Here is a 14,150-nt window from a genome sequence, read left to right as displayed (position 1 = left end):
CAATGGCGTTTGTCGAAAAGATGGTCAATAGGCTTCCTGAGCGGGTTCTCGTGCGCGTCCTGCCGCACGCAGAAATGCTCAAGTTCCTGGTGGTCGGCGGCATCGCCTTCATCGTCACCACGGTGCTGTTCTTCGGCATCAAGTGGACGGTTCTGCCTCAGCACCCGGTGACGGCCAACATCCTTGCGGTCCTGATCGCGACGGTTCTGTCCTACGTCCTCAACCGCGAATGGTCGTTTGCTCAGCGCGGTGGTCGACAGCGCCATCACGAGGCCGCTCTGTTCTTCATCGTCGCGGGTATCGGTTTGGCCATCAACCAGGTACCTCTCTGGACCTCCAGGTACGTGTTCCACCTGCGTCAACCCGAGGTGTCGGTGTTGATGGAGAACTTCGCGGACTTCATCAGCGGATCGATCATCGGGACCCTGCTGGCGACGGCCTTCCGCTGGTGGGCCATGCGTCGGTACGTCTTCCCCGAAGAAGCCACCGACAGCCAGGTCGTTCTCGACATCGAAGCGACTCCCGGCACCAAGACGCCGACAACCGACGCCACCGCCCTCGACTGACTTCCCGGATCGACGCACCCGATCGCTCGCGCTTCGTGGGCGCGATGGTCCTGAACGGGCTGGCGCATCCCTGATCAGACGAAGGACTACGCGCCGAGCCCCAGCCGCTTCGAGCATTCAGCCATTTCGTCGATGATCAATTCCAACGACGTGCCACGACGGCTCGCGGACAACACGATTCGATCGGCTCCCAACCCGCGTGCCCACTCGAGTTTCGCTTCGTCGAGCCTGGGCAGTGTCGCACCGAGTACCAGCGAGACGTCGGCAGGATCTCGATCTGCCTTCACCGCAGCAGCTTTCATCGCTGCTACGGCCTTGTCGAGATCTTCACCGGCCAGTCCCAGCGGCTGGAAACCATCACCCAACCGGCCTGCTCGCCGAGCAGCAGCGAGACTGTGTCCACCGATGTAGAGCGGAACTCCGGATTCGCGGTGCGGCTTCGGCCAGCTGTACGCACCCTTGAACGAGAAGTAATCGCCGTCGAAATCGACTGCTTCCTTGCCCTCCCAGAGTGAACGCATCACCGCGATGGCCTCATCGGCTACCTTGCCGCGGCGCTCGAAGTCACCGCCGCACGCTTCGATCTCTTCCTTCATCCAGCCCAGACCGAGACAGATGCGCAATCGCCCACCCGAAAGTCGATCCAGCGTCGCCAAGCGCTTGGCAAGCACTACCGGATTGTGGTTGGGAAGCACCAGAACTCCGGTGGACAGACCCAAAGTCGTTGTGGCGCCGGCAACAAATGACAGTAGTTCCAGTGGATCCGGGATGTCACAGTCATCGGGTAGGTGAGATTTTCCGGTCGGAGAGTACGGGTATTCGCTCGCCGTATCCGCGATGACAACCGAGTGTTCCACGGCCGAGATCTCGTCGAAACCCAACGATTCGGCGGCACGGGCGAATTGCAGAATCCAGTCGGGATCTCCACTTCGACCCAATTCGACCGGAACAACTACGCCGAGCTTCATACCGTTTCCTCCAGTGTCGCCATCAATTTCGGACCGTCCACGACGCGACCGAGGAACCGGTCCGCATCCGGATCTGTTGCAAGCCACACCGCAGCAGCGGCGGGCACGGATGCCGGTGTGGCCGCAAATCCGGCTTCCACTATCGCGTCCGCGCCACCACGGGCTTTCCCTGATTCCGTGATGACAAATCCCGGACTCAGGTTGAACGCTTTGATTCCGGCGCCTCGGTACTCCGAGTTGATCGCTCCGGCGATACGTCCGAACGACGCCTTCGACGCGGCGTACGACAAACCCCAACCACCCTCGCCGGGAGGCGCAGGCGGATCCAGGGTCGCCGAACCAGATGCGAGGTTGACGACCACCCCGTTGCCGCTCTTGATCATCGACGGCAGTATCACCTGAATCAACGCAAGCTGGTGCAGATAGTTGCCGATCGCCATCGCCTGGGCGTCGTCGATCTCGATGTCGAGCACCCGGTCCATGTTTCCGACCGTCTGGGCGTAGGCGTTGTTCACCAACACGTCGACATGTCCCCACTCCGCCAGCACCCGTTCACCGGCGCCGCGGACGGATGCCAGATCGAGCAGGTTCATCGGAACGGCCAAGGCGCGCACACCGAAGGACTCGATCTCGGCAACCGTCGTCTCCAGACTGCCGGGTACCGGAATGACCTGCTCCCCCTGCCTCGTTCGCGGGGCCGCCCGCCCTTCGCCTTCACGAACGGTGCGAGCAGTGATTGCAACGTCGAATCCGGCGCGCGCGAATGCCAGCGCGCACTCACGGCCGATCCCCCGGGAAGCGCCGGTAACCAGCGCAACACCACTCACAGGAACCGCGTGCGGCCGTGTCATAGGAACCGCGTGCGGCCGTGCGTCTCGAACTCCTTCTCCAGGTCCACCACGTCAGCTTCGGTCATCAACGTGTATTCGGGAGTACCGCGGCCCACCCAGTGGAACACTGGTTCGTCGGTCCGCCAGCGGTCGGCTTGAAGTTCACGTTTGAGTACCTTGTTGGAGCCCGTGACGGGCAGATCAGTCGAAACACGAACAAATCGCGGCGCTGCCTTGGTACCCAAATCCGCCTGCGCGGCAAGGTAGGCGGCGAACTCGGCCGGATCGAAATCGGCAAAGTCGGCGACCTCGACAGCTGCCATCACCTGATCGCCCGAACGCGGATCCGGTACCGCGAAGACACCCGTGGCAATCACTTTGGGGTGCCGACGCAGGATGTGCTCGATCATCAAAGCCGAGGTGTTCTCACCGTCGACGCGGATCCAGTCACCCTTACGTCCGGCGAAGTAGATGAACCCGGCCTCGTCGACGTAGCCGAGATCGCCTGTCCAGTACCAACCGTGGCGAATCTTCTCGGCAATGGCGTCTTCGTTCTTGTAGTACCCCTCGAATTTCTTCGATCCGGCCTTGTCGACCATCTCGCCGATGGATTCGTCGGGGTTCAGCACGTGACCGTGCTCGTCGAGAATTGCGCGGGGTCGCTCTTCGCGGGTATCGGGATCGACGATCACGATGTTCTCGCTCGCGGGACGGCCAAGCGCGCCGGCAGGTTGGTTCGGATCGAGCACGACCGAACCGGCACCTTCACTCGAACCGTATCCCTCGAAAAGCTGGGCACCGAAACGGCGGATGAACTCTGCCTTGTCCCCCGGCGACGCCTCGGTCCCGAAGCCGTGCGTGAGGGTGTTCTCGATGTCGTCGGGCAGTTCCGGCGTCGCCATGAGATACCCCAAGGCCTTACCGACGTAGGTGAAATATGTTGCGCCGTAGAACCGAACGTCCGGCATGAATCCCGAGGCGGTGAACTTACGAACGAGGCAGACCGTAGCTCCCTGCGAAAGGGCCGGCGCCCACAGAGCCATCAACGCGTTGCCGTGGAAGAGCGGCATGCAGCAGTAGCAGACGTCGTCGCGGTCGATGTCGTACTTGGCGCAGTTCGCGTAGGCCAACCGCGTCAGACGCCCCTGGCTGCACCGCACCGCCTTGGACATTCCGGTGGTGCCCGAGGTGAAGAGAAGCAAGAACAGCGTCGACGCGTCGACGCCGAGGTCGATCTGAGGCGACTCGACCTGGTGAGCGGAAATCTTGTCCGGGTATGACGCGTCGTCGACCAGAACAAAACGATCTTCGGTCAGTCCGAGGTCAAGGCCGGACAACTTCTCGTAGCCCGCTTTGTCGGTGACGATCAGCTGGCAGTCGACGTACCGAACCTCAGCCTCGAGTTCAGCTCCACGCCTGGTCGGATTGATGCCGACGATCGTGGCCCCGGTCAGGGCCGCGCCGCCGAGCCAGAACAGGAACTCGGGATCGTTCTCCAGAAGTACTCCGATGTGAAACGGTCCAGGCGCGCGAAGCGACTTCGCAAGCGAGCCGCGCGCCGCGCTCTCGCGCACCACCTCTTCCCAGCTCCAGTCCTGCGTCCGCGTCCGCAGACCCAGGTGCTGATCACCGAGACGGTCGATCAACATCTGCGCGACGTCCTCGCGCTGAGGAGCTGCAAGAGCTGCATTCGAAGATGCTTCGGTGGCGGTGTTCGTCATCGTGTCCTGTGTCCTAGTCGATATCGGAATGTCGATTACTCCAACTGCGATACGACTCGAACGTATCGACGCCTCAATGCCGGAACCGTCCCAGTCTCGCTCAGTGGTAACCGCCGCCACAGATATGATTTTCTCGTGAGATTTTGTGACGTGAAAAGCGCCACAATACGAAAGGCCATTCCATGACTGCCCCCGCAGATCCGCAGTTGCTTCTGGACCAGGCGGTCTCACGCCTCACCGGTCCAGGTGGGCCATTCGAGATCGTCGAAGAAGAGGTTCTCGGCACCGTCATGCCCGTGATGAAGAACCGTGATCACGCCATCGGTGAACTCATCTCGGCATCTCGTGCCTGGGGCGACGGCGACTATCTCGTCACCAGCGATCGTCGAATCTCGTTCACCGAGCACGCTGATTCCGTCGCCGCGCTGGCAACTGCTCTGCGGGACAAGTACGGAGTCCGCAAGGGCGACCGTGTGGGCATCCTCGCTGCCAACACTCCCGAATGGGTCATGACGTTCTTCGCGACGCAGGCGCTCGGCGCGATCGCTGTCGGTCTCAACGGTTGGTGGGTTCCGCGCGAGGTCACCCACGGGATCGAGCTCTCACGCCCGAAGGTTCTGGTCGTGGACGCCAAGCGCGGCGCCGCCCTCCCCGAACTGCCGGCAGACATCACGGTCCTCACCATGGAAGAGGATCTGCCCGCGCTCATCGCGGAATATGCAGGCTCCGACGTGCCGAGCACCGACATCGACGAGGACGACCCCGCCGTCATCCTGTTCACCAGTGGTACCAGCGGCCGCCCCAAGGGCGCACTCCACTCGCACCGCAACGTGATGGCCGTCGTCGACTACCACAAGTACAGCGACGCGATCGGCGCTGCATTCACCGGCCGTGAGTACGACGCTTCCAAGCCGAGCCCACTGCGTTATCTACTCACCTCCCCGCTCTTCCACATCGCCAGCCTGCACAATCTGGTGGTCCCCCGTCTCGCGACAGGCAGCGCCGTCATCCTGACCGAGGGCGGCTTCGACGTCGACAAGGTGCTCGGGTTGGTCGAACGCGAGCGCGTCACCAACTGGGGTGCTGTCCCCACGATGGCATCGCGGCTACTCGAACACGGCAACATCGCCAAGTACGACGTCTCTTCGTTGACTGCATTCTCGCTGGCGTCCGCGCCGTCGTCGCCCGCGTTCAAGGAACGCCTCAAGGAGCAGGTGCCGTTCGCACGCAACGCTCTGGTCGACAGTTACGGCCTCACCGAATGCAGCACCGCAATTGCGGTCGCCGTCGGCGCCGAACTCGAAGAGTTCCCAGGTACTCTCGGACGTCCGATCATCACCGTCTCGATGGAGATTCGCGATCCCTTCGGCGAGTGGCTGCCGGACGGCATCGAAGGTGAAGTGTGCGTGCGCAGCCCGTTCGTCATGCTCGGATACTGGGAGAACGACGAGGCGACCGAGTCTGCAATTGCACCGGGACGCTGGCTCCGCACCGGCGATTTCGGCGTCATCGAGAACGGACGTCTCCGTCTCACCGGTCGTCGTTCCGATCTGATCCTGCGTGGTGGCGAGAACGTCTACCCCACCGAGATCGAGCAGACGCTCGACGAACACCCCGACGTGATCGAGTGCGCTGTCATCGGCATGCCGCACCCCGACCTCGGCCAGGAAGTGTCCGCCGTGGTTGTACTGCGTCCCGGGGCTGCCACCACGGAGGCGGAGCTGCGCGACTACGCCGCCGAGCGACTTTCCTACTTCAAGGTGCCGTCGAAGTGGCGCATCACCAGTGATCTGTTGCCTCGCAACGCAACCGGCAAGATGGTTCGGCGCGAGATCACCGTATGACCGCGGAGCTGTCACGGATCGTCGCCGAGTCTGCGATCCGTCACCTGCTCTGTGAGTACACGCATCTGATCGATCAGGGCAGATTGGGTGAAGTCGCTGCATTGTTCGCCCAGTCCGACTACGGGCAGTGCGGACCGGACGGGGTTGCCACCACTCTCATTTCGTCCGACGCCGACGCAGTGTTCGCAGCCTGCAGCGGCTTCATTCGGATGTACGGAGATCCGCCGGTTCCACGCACCAAACATCTGCTGACCAACACGCGAATCTCGGTCGACGGTGAATCAGCGACGGCGCTCTCGTACGTAACGGTCATACAAGGTACCGAAGATCTTGCCCTGCAACCTATTTTGTCGGGGCGCTACTTCGATCGCTTCACGTGCATCGACGGGTCGTGGCAGTTCAGCTCGAGGCTCTTCTGTTTGGACAACATGGGCGACATGTCCGCTCATGCCAAGCGGGCACTGTAGAGGAACGACTGTGGAAATCGGTGTCAACGTTTTGGGTCTCGAGGCCCTGTTCGACGGCAAGGTCCGCCCGGTCCTGGACTTCGCCGCGCGTGCTGACAGTGCCGGGATCGATCTGATCTGCACCGGCGACCACCTCGGGTTCAATGCCGACGCTCACGCCCAGCGGGTAGTCGAACACAACTTCCTGTTCCCGTTGGATCACCCTTGGTACGAACCGATTTCATTTCTGTCTTCGATCGCCGCGGTGACGGAACGAGCTCGCCTCGGAGTATCGGTTCTGATCGCCACTGTTCGCCCGGCGGCCCTGCTTGCAAAGCAGGTTGCCACTCTCGACTCATTGTCCGAAGGTCGAACTGTCATGGGTTTCGGCGTTGGATGGCAAGAAGCTGAATACACCGCCACCAACATGCCTTTCGACGCGCGATTCGGGCGCATGGAGGAGACCGTCGCAGCCTGCCGCGAACTGTGGACCAATGCACCGGCCACCTTCAAGGGACGCGACTTCGCTTTCGAGAACTACCACAGCCTCCCGCTGCCGATCCAACCCCGAATACCGGTGCTCTTCGGTTTCGGACCAAGCCGGCGGAACTTCGACCGCATCGCACGCGTCGCAGACGGCTGGACCGTGAACCCGACCGATCTGGGAACGTTCACCGACAGTGTTGCACTGTTGCGCAACACGTTCGAAGCCCACCAACGTGACCCGGAGTCGGCGCGCGTGCAAGTGTCTGCGGCGCCGGTTCGACGCGACAACGGGTCCGTCGACCTCTCGGCAACCGCAGACAAGGCCCGGGACTGGTTCGCCCGCGGCGCGTCCGTCGTCGTTTTTCGACCCGCCGTATTCGATTGCGCTGCCGAAGAACTACCAGAACTACTCGACTGGATGACCAGCATCAAGGAGGCGTGACATGGACCGGGCACTGCAAGATCTCATCGACAAGCAGGCAATCCGTGAGGTGGTTCTGACGTACTGCCGTGGCATCGACCGCCTCGACTTCGATCTCGTCCGCAGCGCCTACCACCCGGATGCGATCGACCATCACACCGGATTCGACGGCAACATCGACGAGTACATCGCCTGGGTGACACCAAAACTCTCGGCGATCGGCGGCACGATGCATCACATCGGCAACCATCTGGTCGAACTGCACGGCGACCACGCGATCAGCGAGGCGTATTCGATGTCCACACACTGGGGTGGGCCCGAAGGCATCGGGATGATCAACTTCACCAGCGGTGCGCGATTCATCGACCACATGGAGCGTCGCAACGGTCGCTGGGCGATCAAGGAGCGATGGGCCGTACGAGAGTGGACTCGCTCGGACGAGGGCCGCTTCGTCAACCCAGAAGGGCCTGGTCCGCGTGGGCGTCGTGACGCCTCGGATCCTCTGAGCGCACTACGACAGGCCTTGGAAATTCGCTGAGAATCAGAAAACTCGGACTATTCCGACCGATTTGAGAATTCAGTTCATATCGAACACACATTCGAATAGAATGGATGCATGTTCAACCCGACAACAGAGCTCTTCGGTATCTCAGCGCAGCTGACCGGTACCGAAACTGATTGTGCACTGGTTGATCTCATGACAGATCTGCACGCATGTGAGGCGATGCTGGTCGAACGCAAGCTCGCTGTGATTGCCGAGTTCTTTTCGCGGCGAAGCTCAGAGCATGCCGCCAGTGGTGCGTGGTCGTCGACCGCACACGAGTTGGCTGAATCAGAAGTCGGTGCGTCACTGACGATGGGCCGCGCGGCTGCCGGCAAGCTGATCGGGTTGGGGTTCTCGTTGAAGACTCGTTTGCATCGCACTCGAGCGGCGATGGCGCGTGGCGAGTTGGATCTGTACCGAGTTGGTTTGATCGATTCCGCGACCGCGAACGTGAAAGACGAATTGATCGACGAAGTGGAACGACTACTGCTCGAGCAGGTTCTCGCCCCACCAGTAGCCGGCGGAACGGGCTTGACGGGAAGGCGACTGACAGCGGCGATCGATCGGATCGTGGCGATGGTGGACCCGGAAGGTATGCGAGAACGTCGACGCCGTGCTCTCACCGATCGGTTCGTCGGGGTCAGCGCTGCCGAGGACGGGATGGCAAAGATCTTGGGCAGCATTCCGGCAGAGCAGGCTCGGGCATTCGACGGCCGACTACGCGAGTTGGCAATGTCGGTATGCCGAAACGACTCTCGAACATACGAGCAGCGACGAGCCGACGCGCTCTTCGAGTTGACCAACGGATCACCGTTCTTGCCGTGCAACTGTGGCCGAGCTGATTGCCCGCAGGATCGTAGCGGTGGTGTTGTCGTTCGTCGGCCCGTGGTTCACGTCGTGATGACTGATTCCACTCTGCGCGGAGGCGGCGAGCCCGCTCACCTCGACGGGTACGGGGTGATCAGCGCTGAGCATGCTCGCGACATCGCCCAAGACGCCGTAATTCGAAACGTCCGAGTACCCGCTGATACCGCCACCGAACAGGTGCCCGGTTCGGCGTACGTCTACCGGCCGGGTTCAGTTCTCGATACCTGGTTGCGGATCATCGCGGGCAGCTGCCAATGGCTGCATTGTGATGTCCCGGCCTGGAATTCCGATCTGGACCACAATGAACCGTTCCATCATGGCGACCCCGAACGCGGCGGCAAGACAGTCGAATCGAATATGAGTGCGTTCTGCCGCAACCACCATCGCCTCAAGCATTCCGACCGGTGGCAATTCGCGTCGAACCAGGATCGGACCATGTCGCTGACATCGCCGACTGGGCATTGCTACCGAACACGCCCCGCAGGGTTGATGGCCGGGCCGCACGGCCCGATGCCGCCGCAGTGCGGTCGAGATCGGCGGACCCAGGCGGAGAACAAGGCCGCCCGTATCCAGTCCGAACGCAATCGTCAACGCCGACGGATACAGAAACGAGCTGAGGAGCACGTTCAATGCAAGCGGCGGAAATCACCGCGAGCCCACCGAGAACCCATCGACTACGGGGACGACCCGCCACCGTTCTGAGATACCGAGCGGCGTCGAGGCGCGTCGACGTGTCGCAGGGTCAGTCCGAGGCCGGCTTGGTGTCGTCATTTCCCGCTGACAGATCGTCTCCAGCAACCGGGTCCGGATCGTCTTCACCAAACGGATCGATGGTGTCGACACCTTCGAGGACGGTCAGCTCTTCTTCAACCTCGGCCAGGAGGCCCTTGGCTTCAGCTTCGAACTTCTTCTCCCAATCGGACATACCGAGCCTCTTCTCTTCCGAAGCGAGTTCCCGCTGTATCTGAACTCAGACTACGTCGCCGGCGACGAGTTTCGCCGTCCCCTCGAGTCAGTACTCATGACCGAGTACTCATGATTCACGACGGACGGAGCACCCATGCCCGGACAGTTGGAAGGCAAAACCGCGCTGATCACCGGAGCCGCCCGAGGTCAGGGCCGAAGCCATGCCGTGCGATTGGCGCAGGAGGGTGCGGACATCATCGCACTCGACATCTGCCGCCAGATCGAATCGGTGGCCTACCCGATGGGTACCGCCGAGGATTTGAGGCAGACAGCGGCAATGATCGAGGCTCTCGGGCGAAATGCCGTCGCGCTAGAAGTCGACGTTCGCGATTTACCCGCGCTGGGAGCTGCAGTGGCCGAAGGTATCGCAGTGTTGGGCAGCCTCGACATCGTCCTGGCCAACGCCGGTATCGGCATGATGTCCCCGGACATCGACGATGCCCGCGCCTTCCGCGACCAGATGGAGGTCAATCTTTTCGGCGTCTGGAATACCGTCCAGGCCGCAGCGCCCGCGATGATCGAGCAAGGGACAGGCGGCGCAATAGTCCTGACCGGATCAACACTGGGACTTGTCGGCCGCGGAGGTGATGGAACCGGCGGATCCGACGGCTACTGCGCGAGTAAACACGCCATCGTCGGGTTGGGGCGCACGTGGGCGCACTGGCTTGCTCCCCACAACATTCGTGTCAACTCCGTGCATCCGGCGGGAGCGAATACACCGATGGTCGTCAACGATGCCGTCGCGAAACTGTTCGCAGACTCCCCCGCATCGAGCGGAGCCGATGTCGGCAATCTCTTGGACGTCGGGCTGATCGAAGCTTCCGACGTCAGCAACGCGATAGCCTGGTTGGTCTCGGATCAGGCTCGATACGTCACAGGTATCGCGTTGCCGGTCGATGCGGGATTCACGGCCAAATAGACGCCGGATTCTCGAGCCGAATTACTGCCGATCAGTCGACGGTCGGCGCCCACTGCACACCGTTGATGTGCCCACCACCGTCGACGAAGAGAGTGTTGCCGGTGACGTAACGGCTGTCGTCGCTCGCCAGGAAGGCCGCAACGGGGCCGATGTCGTCGAGGGGATCGCCGATCCGCCCCATCGGGTTCTGTGCGGCCATCACTGCCGCGTTTTCCGGATTGGCTTCGGCGACACGCTTGTACGCCGCACTCTGCGCACCGGGACAGATGACGTTGCAGTTCACGTGCTTGGGAGCCCACTCGCGGGCAGCAGTGCGAGTCAGCGTTCGCAATGCTTCCTTGGCCGCGTTGTACTGGACCGAGTACATGTGAGCATTCACGCCGTTGAGGCTGCACATGTTGATCACGCGGCCGGTGCCGTGACGCTCGAGTTCCGGCAACGCAGCCTGCATGGCCCAGAAAGCGGCCATCACTGCCATGTCGAAACCGCCGCGCAATTGCTCGTCGGTCATCTTCTCGAGCCGAGCGAAACCGAAAGTCCGCCAAGCATTGTTGACCAGGATGTCGAGGCGTCCGAACCGCTCGACGGACTTGTCGACCATGGCAACAACCTGCGCTTTGTCGGTGACGTCGGTCCGGACGAATTCCGCCTCCGCACCCCATTCGTCCCGCAACCACTGGGTGGTTTCGAGGCCCGCTGCCTCGTCGATCTCGGCAACCAACACCGACGCGCCTTCACGCGCGAACGCGCCTGCCACTCCGCGCCCGATGCCCATACCGGCACCGGTGACCACTGCTACACGTCCGTCGAGCTTGCCCACTGGGCCCTCCTTCGTCAGAACCCCTACCTGGGGCGCGGCACGGTCTTGTCGATGAACAATCCCTCTACCGACACACACAATTCGCCGTCCGCAGTCTTGATCTCACCGACGGTGTGAATCTTGCGGCCGTCCTTGGAAAGGAATTTGCCGCTGATCGTGAGGGGCTCGAACAGTGGAGTCGGGCGATGGTACCGAGTGCTCAATTGTGCTGTCATGCCCGAAGTTCCACCCCAGGCGTTCGCGACGCCAAGAACGTGATCGAGCAGCAGCGCCGAAACACCGCCGTGTACATGGCCGGGAGGGCCCTGGTACGGCAGCGTCAACGTGACCACTCCCTGCACCGACCCGTCAGCGAGCCCTTCCAGAACCAGCGGCGGCGCAATGGCATTCTCGGGGCCGGTCACCGGATCGTGACGAGTCACGCCCTCACCGTTCCACATGTCGATCAAGCGCTCGGCCACCTCGGGCGAGTGCTGCTCGAGGTGCTCGGCAATGCTGTTGAGCTCCTCCGCAACCCGATCCAGATTGGCGTTTCCGCGGTCGGTGCGCAGCATCGCGTCGACAACGCGACGCGCTGCTGCCGTGGCCCGGTCGACCGGGGCGTCCTGCGGCGGCGACGTCAAAATCGTGCCGCCCGGGTGTGTGGCTGCCGTGGGGTGCGTGCCGAGGTCCATCAGTTGATCTCCATTGTTGCGTGTGTGAGAACCGGGGAGTTCTCGCGCTCGGGGCACGTCGCCGCCAAGGTCAGTGTGTTGCCGTCCTGCCATACCGATGTGGTGATGGATTCGCCGGGGAACAGCGAACCGGCGAACCGCACCGAGTAGTTCTTCACCCGCGTCGGATCTCCGTCGAGAATTCCGTCGACCACCGCCTTGCAGACGATGCCGTACGACGCCAGACCGTGCAGAATCGGAGCGTCGAATCCCGCCATCTTCGCGAAGGAGGGATCAGCGTGCAGCGGGTTCATGTCTCCACTGAGTCGGTACACCAGAGCTTGTGAGGTACTCGTGCTCGACGTCAGTACCTTGTCGGGCGCCCGGTCAGGCACCCCGGCAACAACTTCGGGACCGGCGCTGCCGCCGAAGCCACCTTCGCCGCGGGCCCAGATCTGCATTCCGGTGGTCCACAACGGATTCCCGTCAAGGTCCTCGGCCGCCGTCTCGAGCACGATGACGGCAGCCTTGCCCTTGTCCCACACGTCAGCGATGCGAGTGGAAATACGAGCAGCACCCGTCGACGGGATCGGCGCGTGAAGTGTCAGCGACTGCCCACCGTGCAAAATCTTGCGCAGGTCGATGTCGATTCCCGGCATACTCATCGACGCTGCGGGCAGTACACCCGCCGAAACTCCCTGGCCTGCAACCATTGCAAAGGTCGGGAGCACTTTCAGACCCTTTTCGTACACCCAGGTGAGCTCGGCGGGATCCAGAGCGTTCACGCCGGCGCCGAGCCCCAACTGGTAGAGCATGACGTCGCGGTCCGTCCACGACGCTTCGCGCACAGTCGGTTCGGCGGACAATGCCACCTCGAGATCGATAGCCATCAGTTCTCCAAAGTTCCGGCTCGGTAGACGGTCACGACGCACGCGCCGCCCAGTCCGAGGTTGTGCTGCAATCCGATTCGTGCGCCTTCGACCTGGCGAGCGTCTGCGGTCCCGCGAAGCTGCCACGTCAGTTCGGCGCACTGTGCCAGCCCGGTGGCACCCAGCGGGTGGCCCTTCGAGATCAGACCGCCAGACGGGTTGACGACCCACTGGCCGCCGTACGTAGTGGCACCGGATTCGACGAGCTTTCCGCCTTCACCGGCGCCACACATTCCGAGACCTTCGTAGGTGATGATCTCGTTGATCGCGAAGCAGTCGTGCAGTTCGATGACATCGACGTCGTCGATGCTGATGCCGGCTTCGGCAAAGACCTGCTCGGCGGCCGCAGCCGTCATCGGCGCGCCGACTACGTCGATCATCGACTTCTCGGCAAACGCTGCCGAGGTGTCGGTGGTCATGGCCTGAGCGACGATCTCGATCGCACGGTCCTCGAGTCCGTGCTCACGGACGAACTTCTCACTCACGACGACGGCAGCACCGGCACCGTCCGAAGTCGGTGAACACTGCGAGCGCGTCAGCGGCTCGTGAATCATCTTGTCGCCGAGCACCTGTTCGAGGGTGTACTCGTCACGGAACTGCGCATACGGATTGTTGACCGAGTGCTTGTGGTTCTTGACCGCCACGGCCGCAATCTGCTCGACCGTGGTGCCGTACTTCTTCATGTGCTCGACGGCGGCATTACCGAACAACTGAGCGGTCATGGGCGATCGGGCGAAGCCGTAGTCCTCGACCATGATCTTCAGCTGCGAGTCCAAAGTGGTGACCTTGGGCATCTCACCGGTTCCGGTCAGCGCCGTTTTGGTCATCTTTTCGAAGCCGACGGCCAGTGCGCAGTCCGCTTGTCCGGCCTGTACCCACTCGCGCGCCGTCATCAGTGCCGTCGAGCCGGTGGCGCAGTTGTTGTTGACGTTGAAGATCGGGATACCGGACAGACCCGTTTCGTACAGGGCACGCTGGCCTGCTGTCGACGCGTTGAACACGTAACCGACTGCAGCACGCTGGATCTGGTCGTAGCTGATCCCGGCATCGATGAGTGCATTCGAGACGGCTTCGGTCACCATGTCCGGGTAATCCCAGTCGCGGGTCTCGATCTTCTCGAACTTGGTCATGCCCACGCCGATGACGAAGGTGCGATTGCTCATGTGCAGG

General features: G+C 62.2%; 15 protein-coding genes. 7 read left to right on the top strand and 8 right to left on the bottom strand.

Annotated elements, in window-relative coordinates:
- The first annotated feature begins 2 nt into the window (after positions 1-2).
- A complete protein-coding gene (locus AC2ETI_RS06690; RefSeq protein ID WP_003939753.1) occupies positions 3-566 on the top strand; it encodes a GtrA family protein in 564 nt (187 codons plus the stop codon).
- A gap of 86 nt (positions 567-652) precedes the next feature.
- Here the strand turns inward: AC2ETI_RS06690 and AC2ETI_RS06685 are convergent, their stop codons facing one another.
- The 3 genes from AC2ETI_RS06685 to casI are packed head-to-tail and all read right to left on the bottom strand — an operon-like array spanning position 653 to position 4,013.
- The gene (locus AC2ETI_RS06685; protein ID WP_019745306.1) at positions 653-1,534 is read right to left on the bottom strand and encodes an LLM class F420-dependent oxidoreductase; all 882 of its coding nucleotides are present in this window, start codon (positions 1,532-1,534) and stop codon (positions 653-655) included.
- Positions 1,531-2,385 carry an SDR family NAD(P)-dependent oxidoreductase gene (locus AC2ETI_RS06680; RefSeq protein ID WP_021331989.1) on the bottom strand — a complete coding sequence of 285 codons (855 nt, stop codon included), beginning with the start codon at positions 2,383-2,385 and terminating at the stop codon, positions 1,531-1,533. Before AC2ETI_RS06680 ends, AC2ETI_RS06685 begins: the two co-directional genes overlap by 4 nt.
- The gene (casI, locus tag AC2ETI_RS06675) at positions 2,382-4,013 is read right to left on the bottom strand and encodes a steroid-22-oyl-CoA synthetase (protein WP_483633843.1); all 1,632 of its coding nucleotides are present in this window, start codon (positions 4,011-4,013) and stop codon (positions 2,382-2,384) included. The genes AC2ETI_RS06680 and casI overlap by 4 nt, the downstream gene beginning before the upstream one ends.
- A 254-nt stretch (positions 4,014-4,267) precedes the next feature.
- Between casI and casG the strand changes: the two genes are divergently transcribed.
- The 5 genes from casG to AC2ETI_RS06650 all read left to right on the top strand — a co-directional run bounded on the left by casG (position 4,268) and on the right by AC2ETI_RS06650 (position 9,395).
- Complete coding sequence (gene casG, locus AC2ETI_RS06670; protein ID WP_483633691.1) at positions 4,268-5,929, top strand: steroid-24-oyl-CoA synthetase; 1,662 nt, start codon at positions 4,268-4,270, stop codon at positions 5,927-5,929.
- A complete protein-coding gene (locus AC2ETI_RS06665; RefSeq protein ID WP_483633690.1) occupies positions 5,926-6,396 on the top strand; it encodes a nuclear transport factor 2 family protein in 471 nt (156 codons plus the stop codon). The genes casG and AC2ETI_RS06665 overlap by 4 nt, the downstream gene beginning before the upstream one ends.
- Before the next feature lie 10 nt (positions 6,397-6,406).
- A complete protein-coding gene (locus AC2ETI_RS06660; protein ID WP_069145598.1) occupies positions 6,407-7,303 on the top strand; it encodes a TIGR03619 family F420-dependent LLM class oxidoreductase in 897 nt (298 codons plus the stop codon).
- A gap of 1 nt (position 7,304) precedes the next feature.
- Positions 7,305-7,820: a nuclear transport factor 2 family protein gene (locus AC2ETI_RS06655; RefSeq protein ID WP_042952939.1), complete on the top strand. Its 516-nt coding sequence runs from the start codon at positions 7,305-7,307 to the stop codon at positions 7,818-7,820.
- A 78-nt stretch (positions 7,821-7,898) separates the two neighbouring features.
- A complete protein-coding gene (locus tag AC2ETI_RS06650) occupies positions 7,899-9,395 on the top strand; it encodes a DUF222 domain-containing protein (RefSeq protein ID WP_483633689.1) in 1,497 nt (498 codons plus the stop codon).
- 40 nt (positions 9,396-9,435) lie between these two features.
- Here AC2ETI_RS06650 and AC2ETI_RS06645 read toward each other — a convergent pair whose 3' ends face one another.
- Entirely contained in the window at positions 9,436-9,618 is a 183-nt protein-coding gene (locus AC2ETI_RS06645; RefSeq protein WP_483633688.1) for a hypothetical protein, read from the bottom strand.
- Between the two features lie 135 nt (positions 9,619-9,753).
- Between AC2ETI_RS06645 and AC2ETI_RS06640 the strand changes: the two genes are divergently transcribed.
- The gene (locus tag AC2ETI_RS06640) at positions 9,754-10,578 is read left to right on the top strand and encodes a mycofactocin-coupled SDR family oxidoreductase (protein ID WP_336503681.1); all 825 of its coding nucleotides are present in this window, start codon (positions 9,754-9,756) and stop codon (positions 10,576-10,578) included.
- Positions 10,579-10,609: 31 nt separating this feature from the next.
- On the opposite strand, the gene AC2ETI_RS06635 is transcribed toward AC2ETI_RS06640, so the two are convergent.
- Genes AC2ETI_RS06635 through AC2ETI_RS06620 form a run of 4 tightly spaced genes read right to left on the bottom strand, consistent with a single transcriptional unit; the run spans position 10,610 to position 14,143 of the window.
- Positions 10,610-11,398: an SDR family NAD(P)-dependent oxidoreductase gene (locus tag AC2ETI_RS06635; protein WP_029256266.1), complete on the bottom strand. Its 789-nt coding sequence runs from the start codon at positions 11,396-11,398 to the stop codon at positions 10,610-10,612.
- A 23-nt stretch (positions 11,399-11,421) separates the two neighbouring features.
- Positions 11,422-12,072 carry a PaaI family thioesterase gene (locus AC2ETI_RS06630; RefSeq protein ID WP_019745318.1) on the bottom strand — a complete coding sequence of 217 codons (651 nt, stop codon included), beginning with the start codon at positions 12,070-12,072 and terminating at the stop codon, positions 11,422-11,424.
- Positions 12,072-12,941, bottom strand: coding sequence for a MaoC/PaaZ C-terminal domain-containing protein (locus AC2ETI_RS06625; RefSeq protein ID WP_020909153.1), 870 nt, complete (start codon positions 12,939-12,941; stop codon positions 12,072-12,074). The genes AC2ETI_RS06630 and AC2ETI_RS06625 overlap by 1 nt, the downstream gene beginning before the upstream one ends.
- A complete protein-coding gene (locus AC2ETI_RS06620) occupies positions 12,941-14,143 on the bottom strand; it encodes a lipid-transfer protein (RefSeq protein ID WP_483633687.1) in 1,203 nt (400 codons plus the stop codon). Before AC2ETI_RS06620 ends, AC2ETI_RS06625 begins: the two co-directional genes overlap by 1 nt.
- Positions 14,144-14,150: the final 7 nt, after the last annotated feature.

It is taken from the genome of Rhodococcus sp. MurmanLake-1 (genome assembly GCF_056945715.1).
Note: the sequence above shows the minus strand (reverse complement) of the source record. Positions and strands in the feature narration are given on the sequence as shown.

Excerpts from the sequence above, each read along its gene's own strand:
- AC2ETI_RS06640 (WP_336503681.1), top strand. The coding sequence starts at position 9,754 with ATGCCCGGACAGTTGGAAGGCAAAACCGCGCTGATCACCGGAGCCGCC.
- AC2ETI_RS06650 (WP_483633689.1), top strand. The coding sequence starts at position 7,899 with ATGTTCAACCCGACAACAGAGCTCTTCGGTATCTCAGCGCAGCTGACC.
- AC2ETI_RS06685 (WP_019745306.1), bottom strand. The coding sequence starts at position 1,534 with ATGAAGCTCGGCGTAGTTGTTCCGGTCGAATTGGGTCGAAGTGGAGAT.
- AC2ETI_RS06665 (WP_483633690.1), top strand. The coding sequence starts at position 5,926 with ATGACCGCGGAGCTGTCACGGATCGTCGCCGAGTCTGCGATCCGTCAC.
- casI (WP_483633843.1), bottom strand. The coding sequence starts at position 4,013 with ATGTTGATCGACCGTCTCGGTGATCAGCACCTGGGTCTGCGGACGCGG.
- AC2ETI_RS06690 (WP_003939753.1), top strand. The coding sequence starts at position 3 with ATGGCGTTTGTCGAAAAGATGGTCAATAGGCTTCCTGAGCGGGTTCTC.
- AC2ETI_RS06645 (WP_483633688.1), bottom strand. The coding sequence starts at position 9,618 with ATGTCCGATTGGGAGAAGAAGTTCGAAGCTGAAGCCAAGGGCCTCCTG.
- AC2ETI_RS06620 (WP_483633687.1), bottom strand. The coding sequence starts at position 14,143 with ATGAGCAATCGCACCTTCGTCATCGGCGTGGGCATGACCAAGTTCGAG.
- AC2ETI_RS06625 (WP_020909153.1), bottom strand. The coding sequence starts at position 12,941 with ATGGCTATCGATCTCGAGGTGGCATTGTCCGCCGAACCGACTGTGCGC.
- casG (WP_483633691.1), top strand. The coding sequence starts at position 4,268 with ATGACTGCCCCCGCAGATCCGCAGTTGCTTCTGGACCAGGCGGTCTCA.
- AC2ETI_RS06655 (WP_042952939.1), top strand. The coding sequence starts at position 7,305 with ATGGACCGGGCACTGCAAGATCTCATCGACAAGCAGGCAATCCGTGAG.
- AC2ETI_RS06630 (WP_019745318.1), bottom strand. The coding sequence starts at position 12,072 with ATGGACCTCGGCACGCACCCCACGGCAGCCACACACCCGGGCGGCACG.
- AC2ETI_RS06680 (WP_021331989.1), bottom strand. The coding sequence starts at position 2,385 with ATGACACGGCCGCACGCGGTTCCTGTGAGTGGTGTTGCGCTGGTTACC.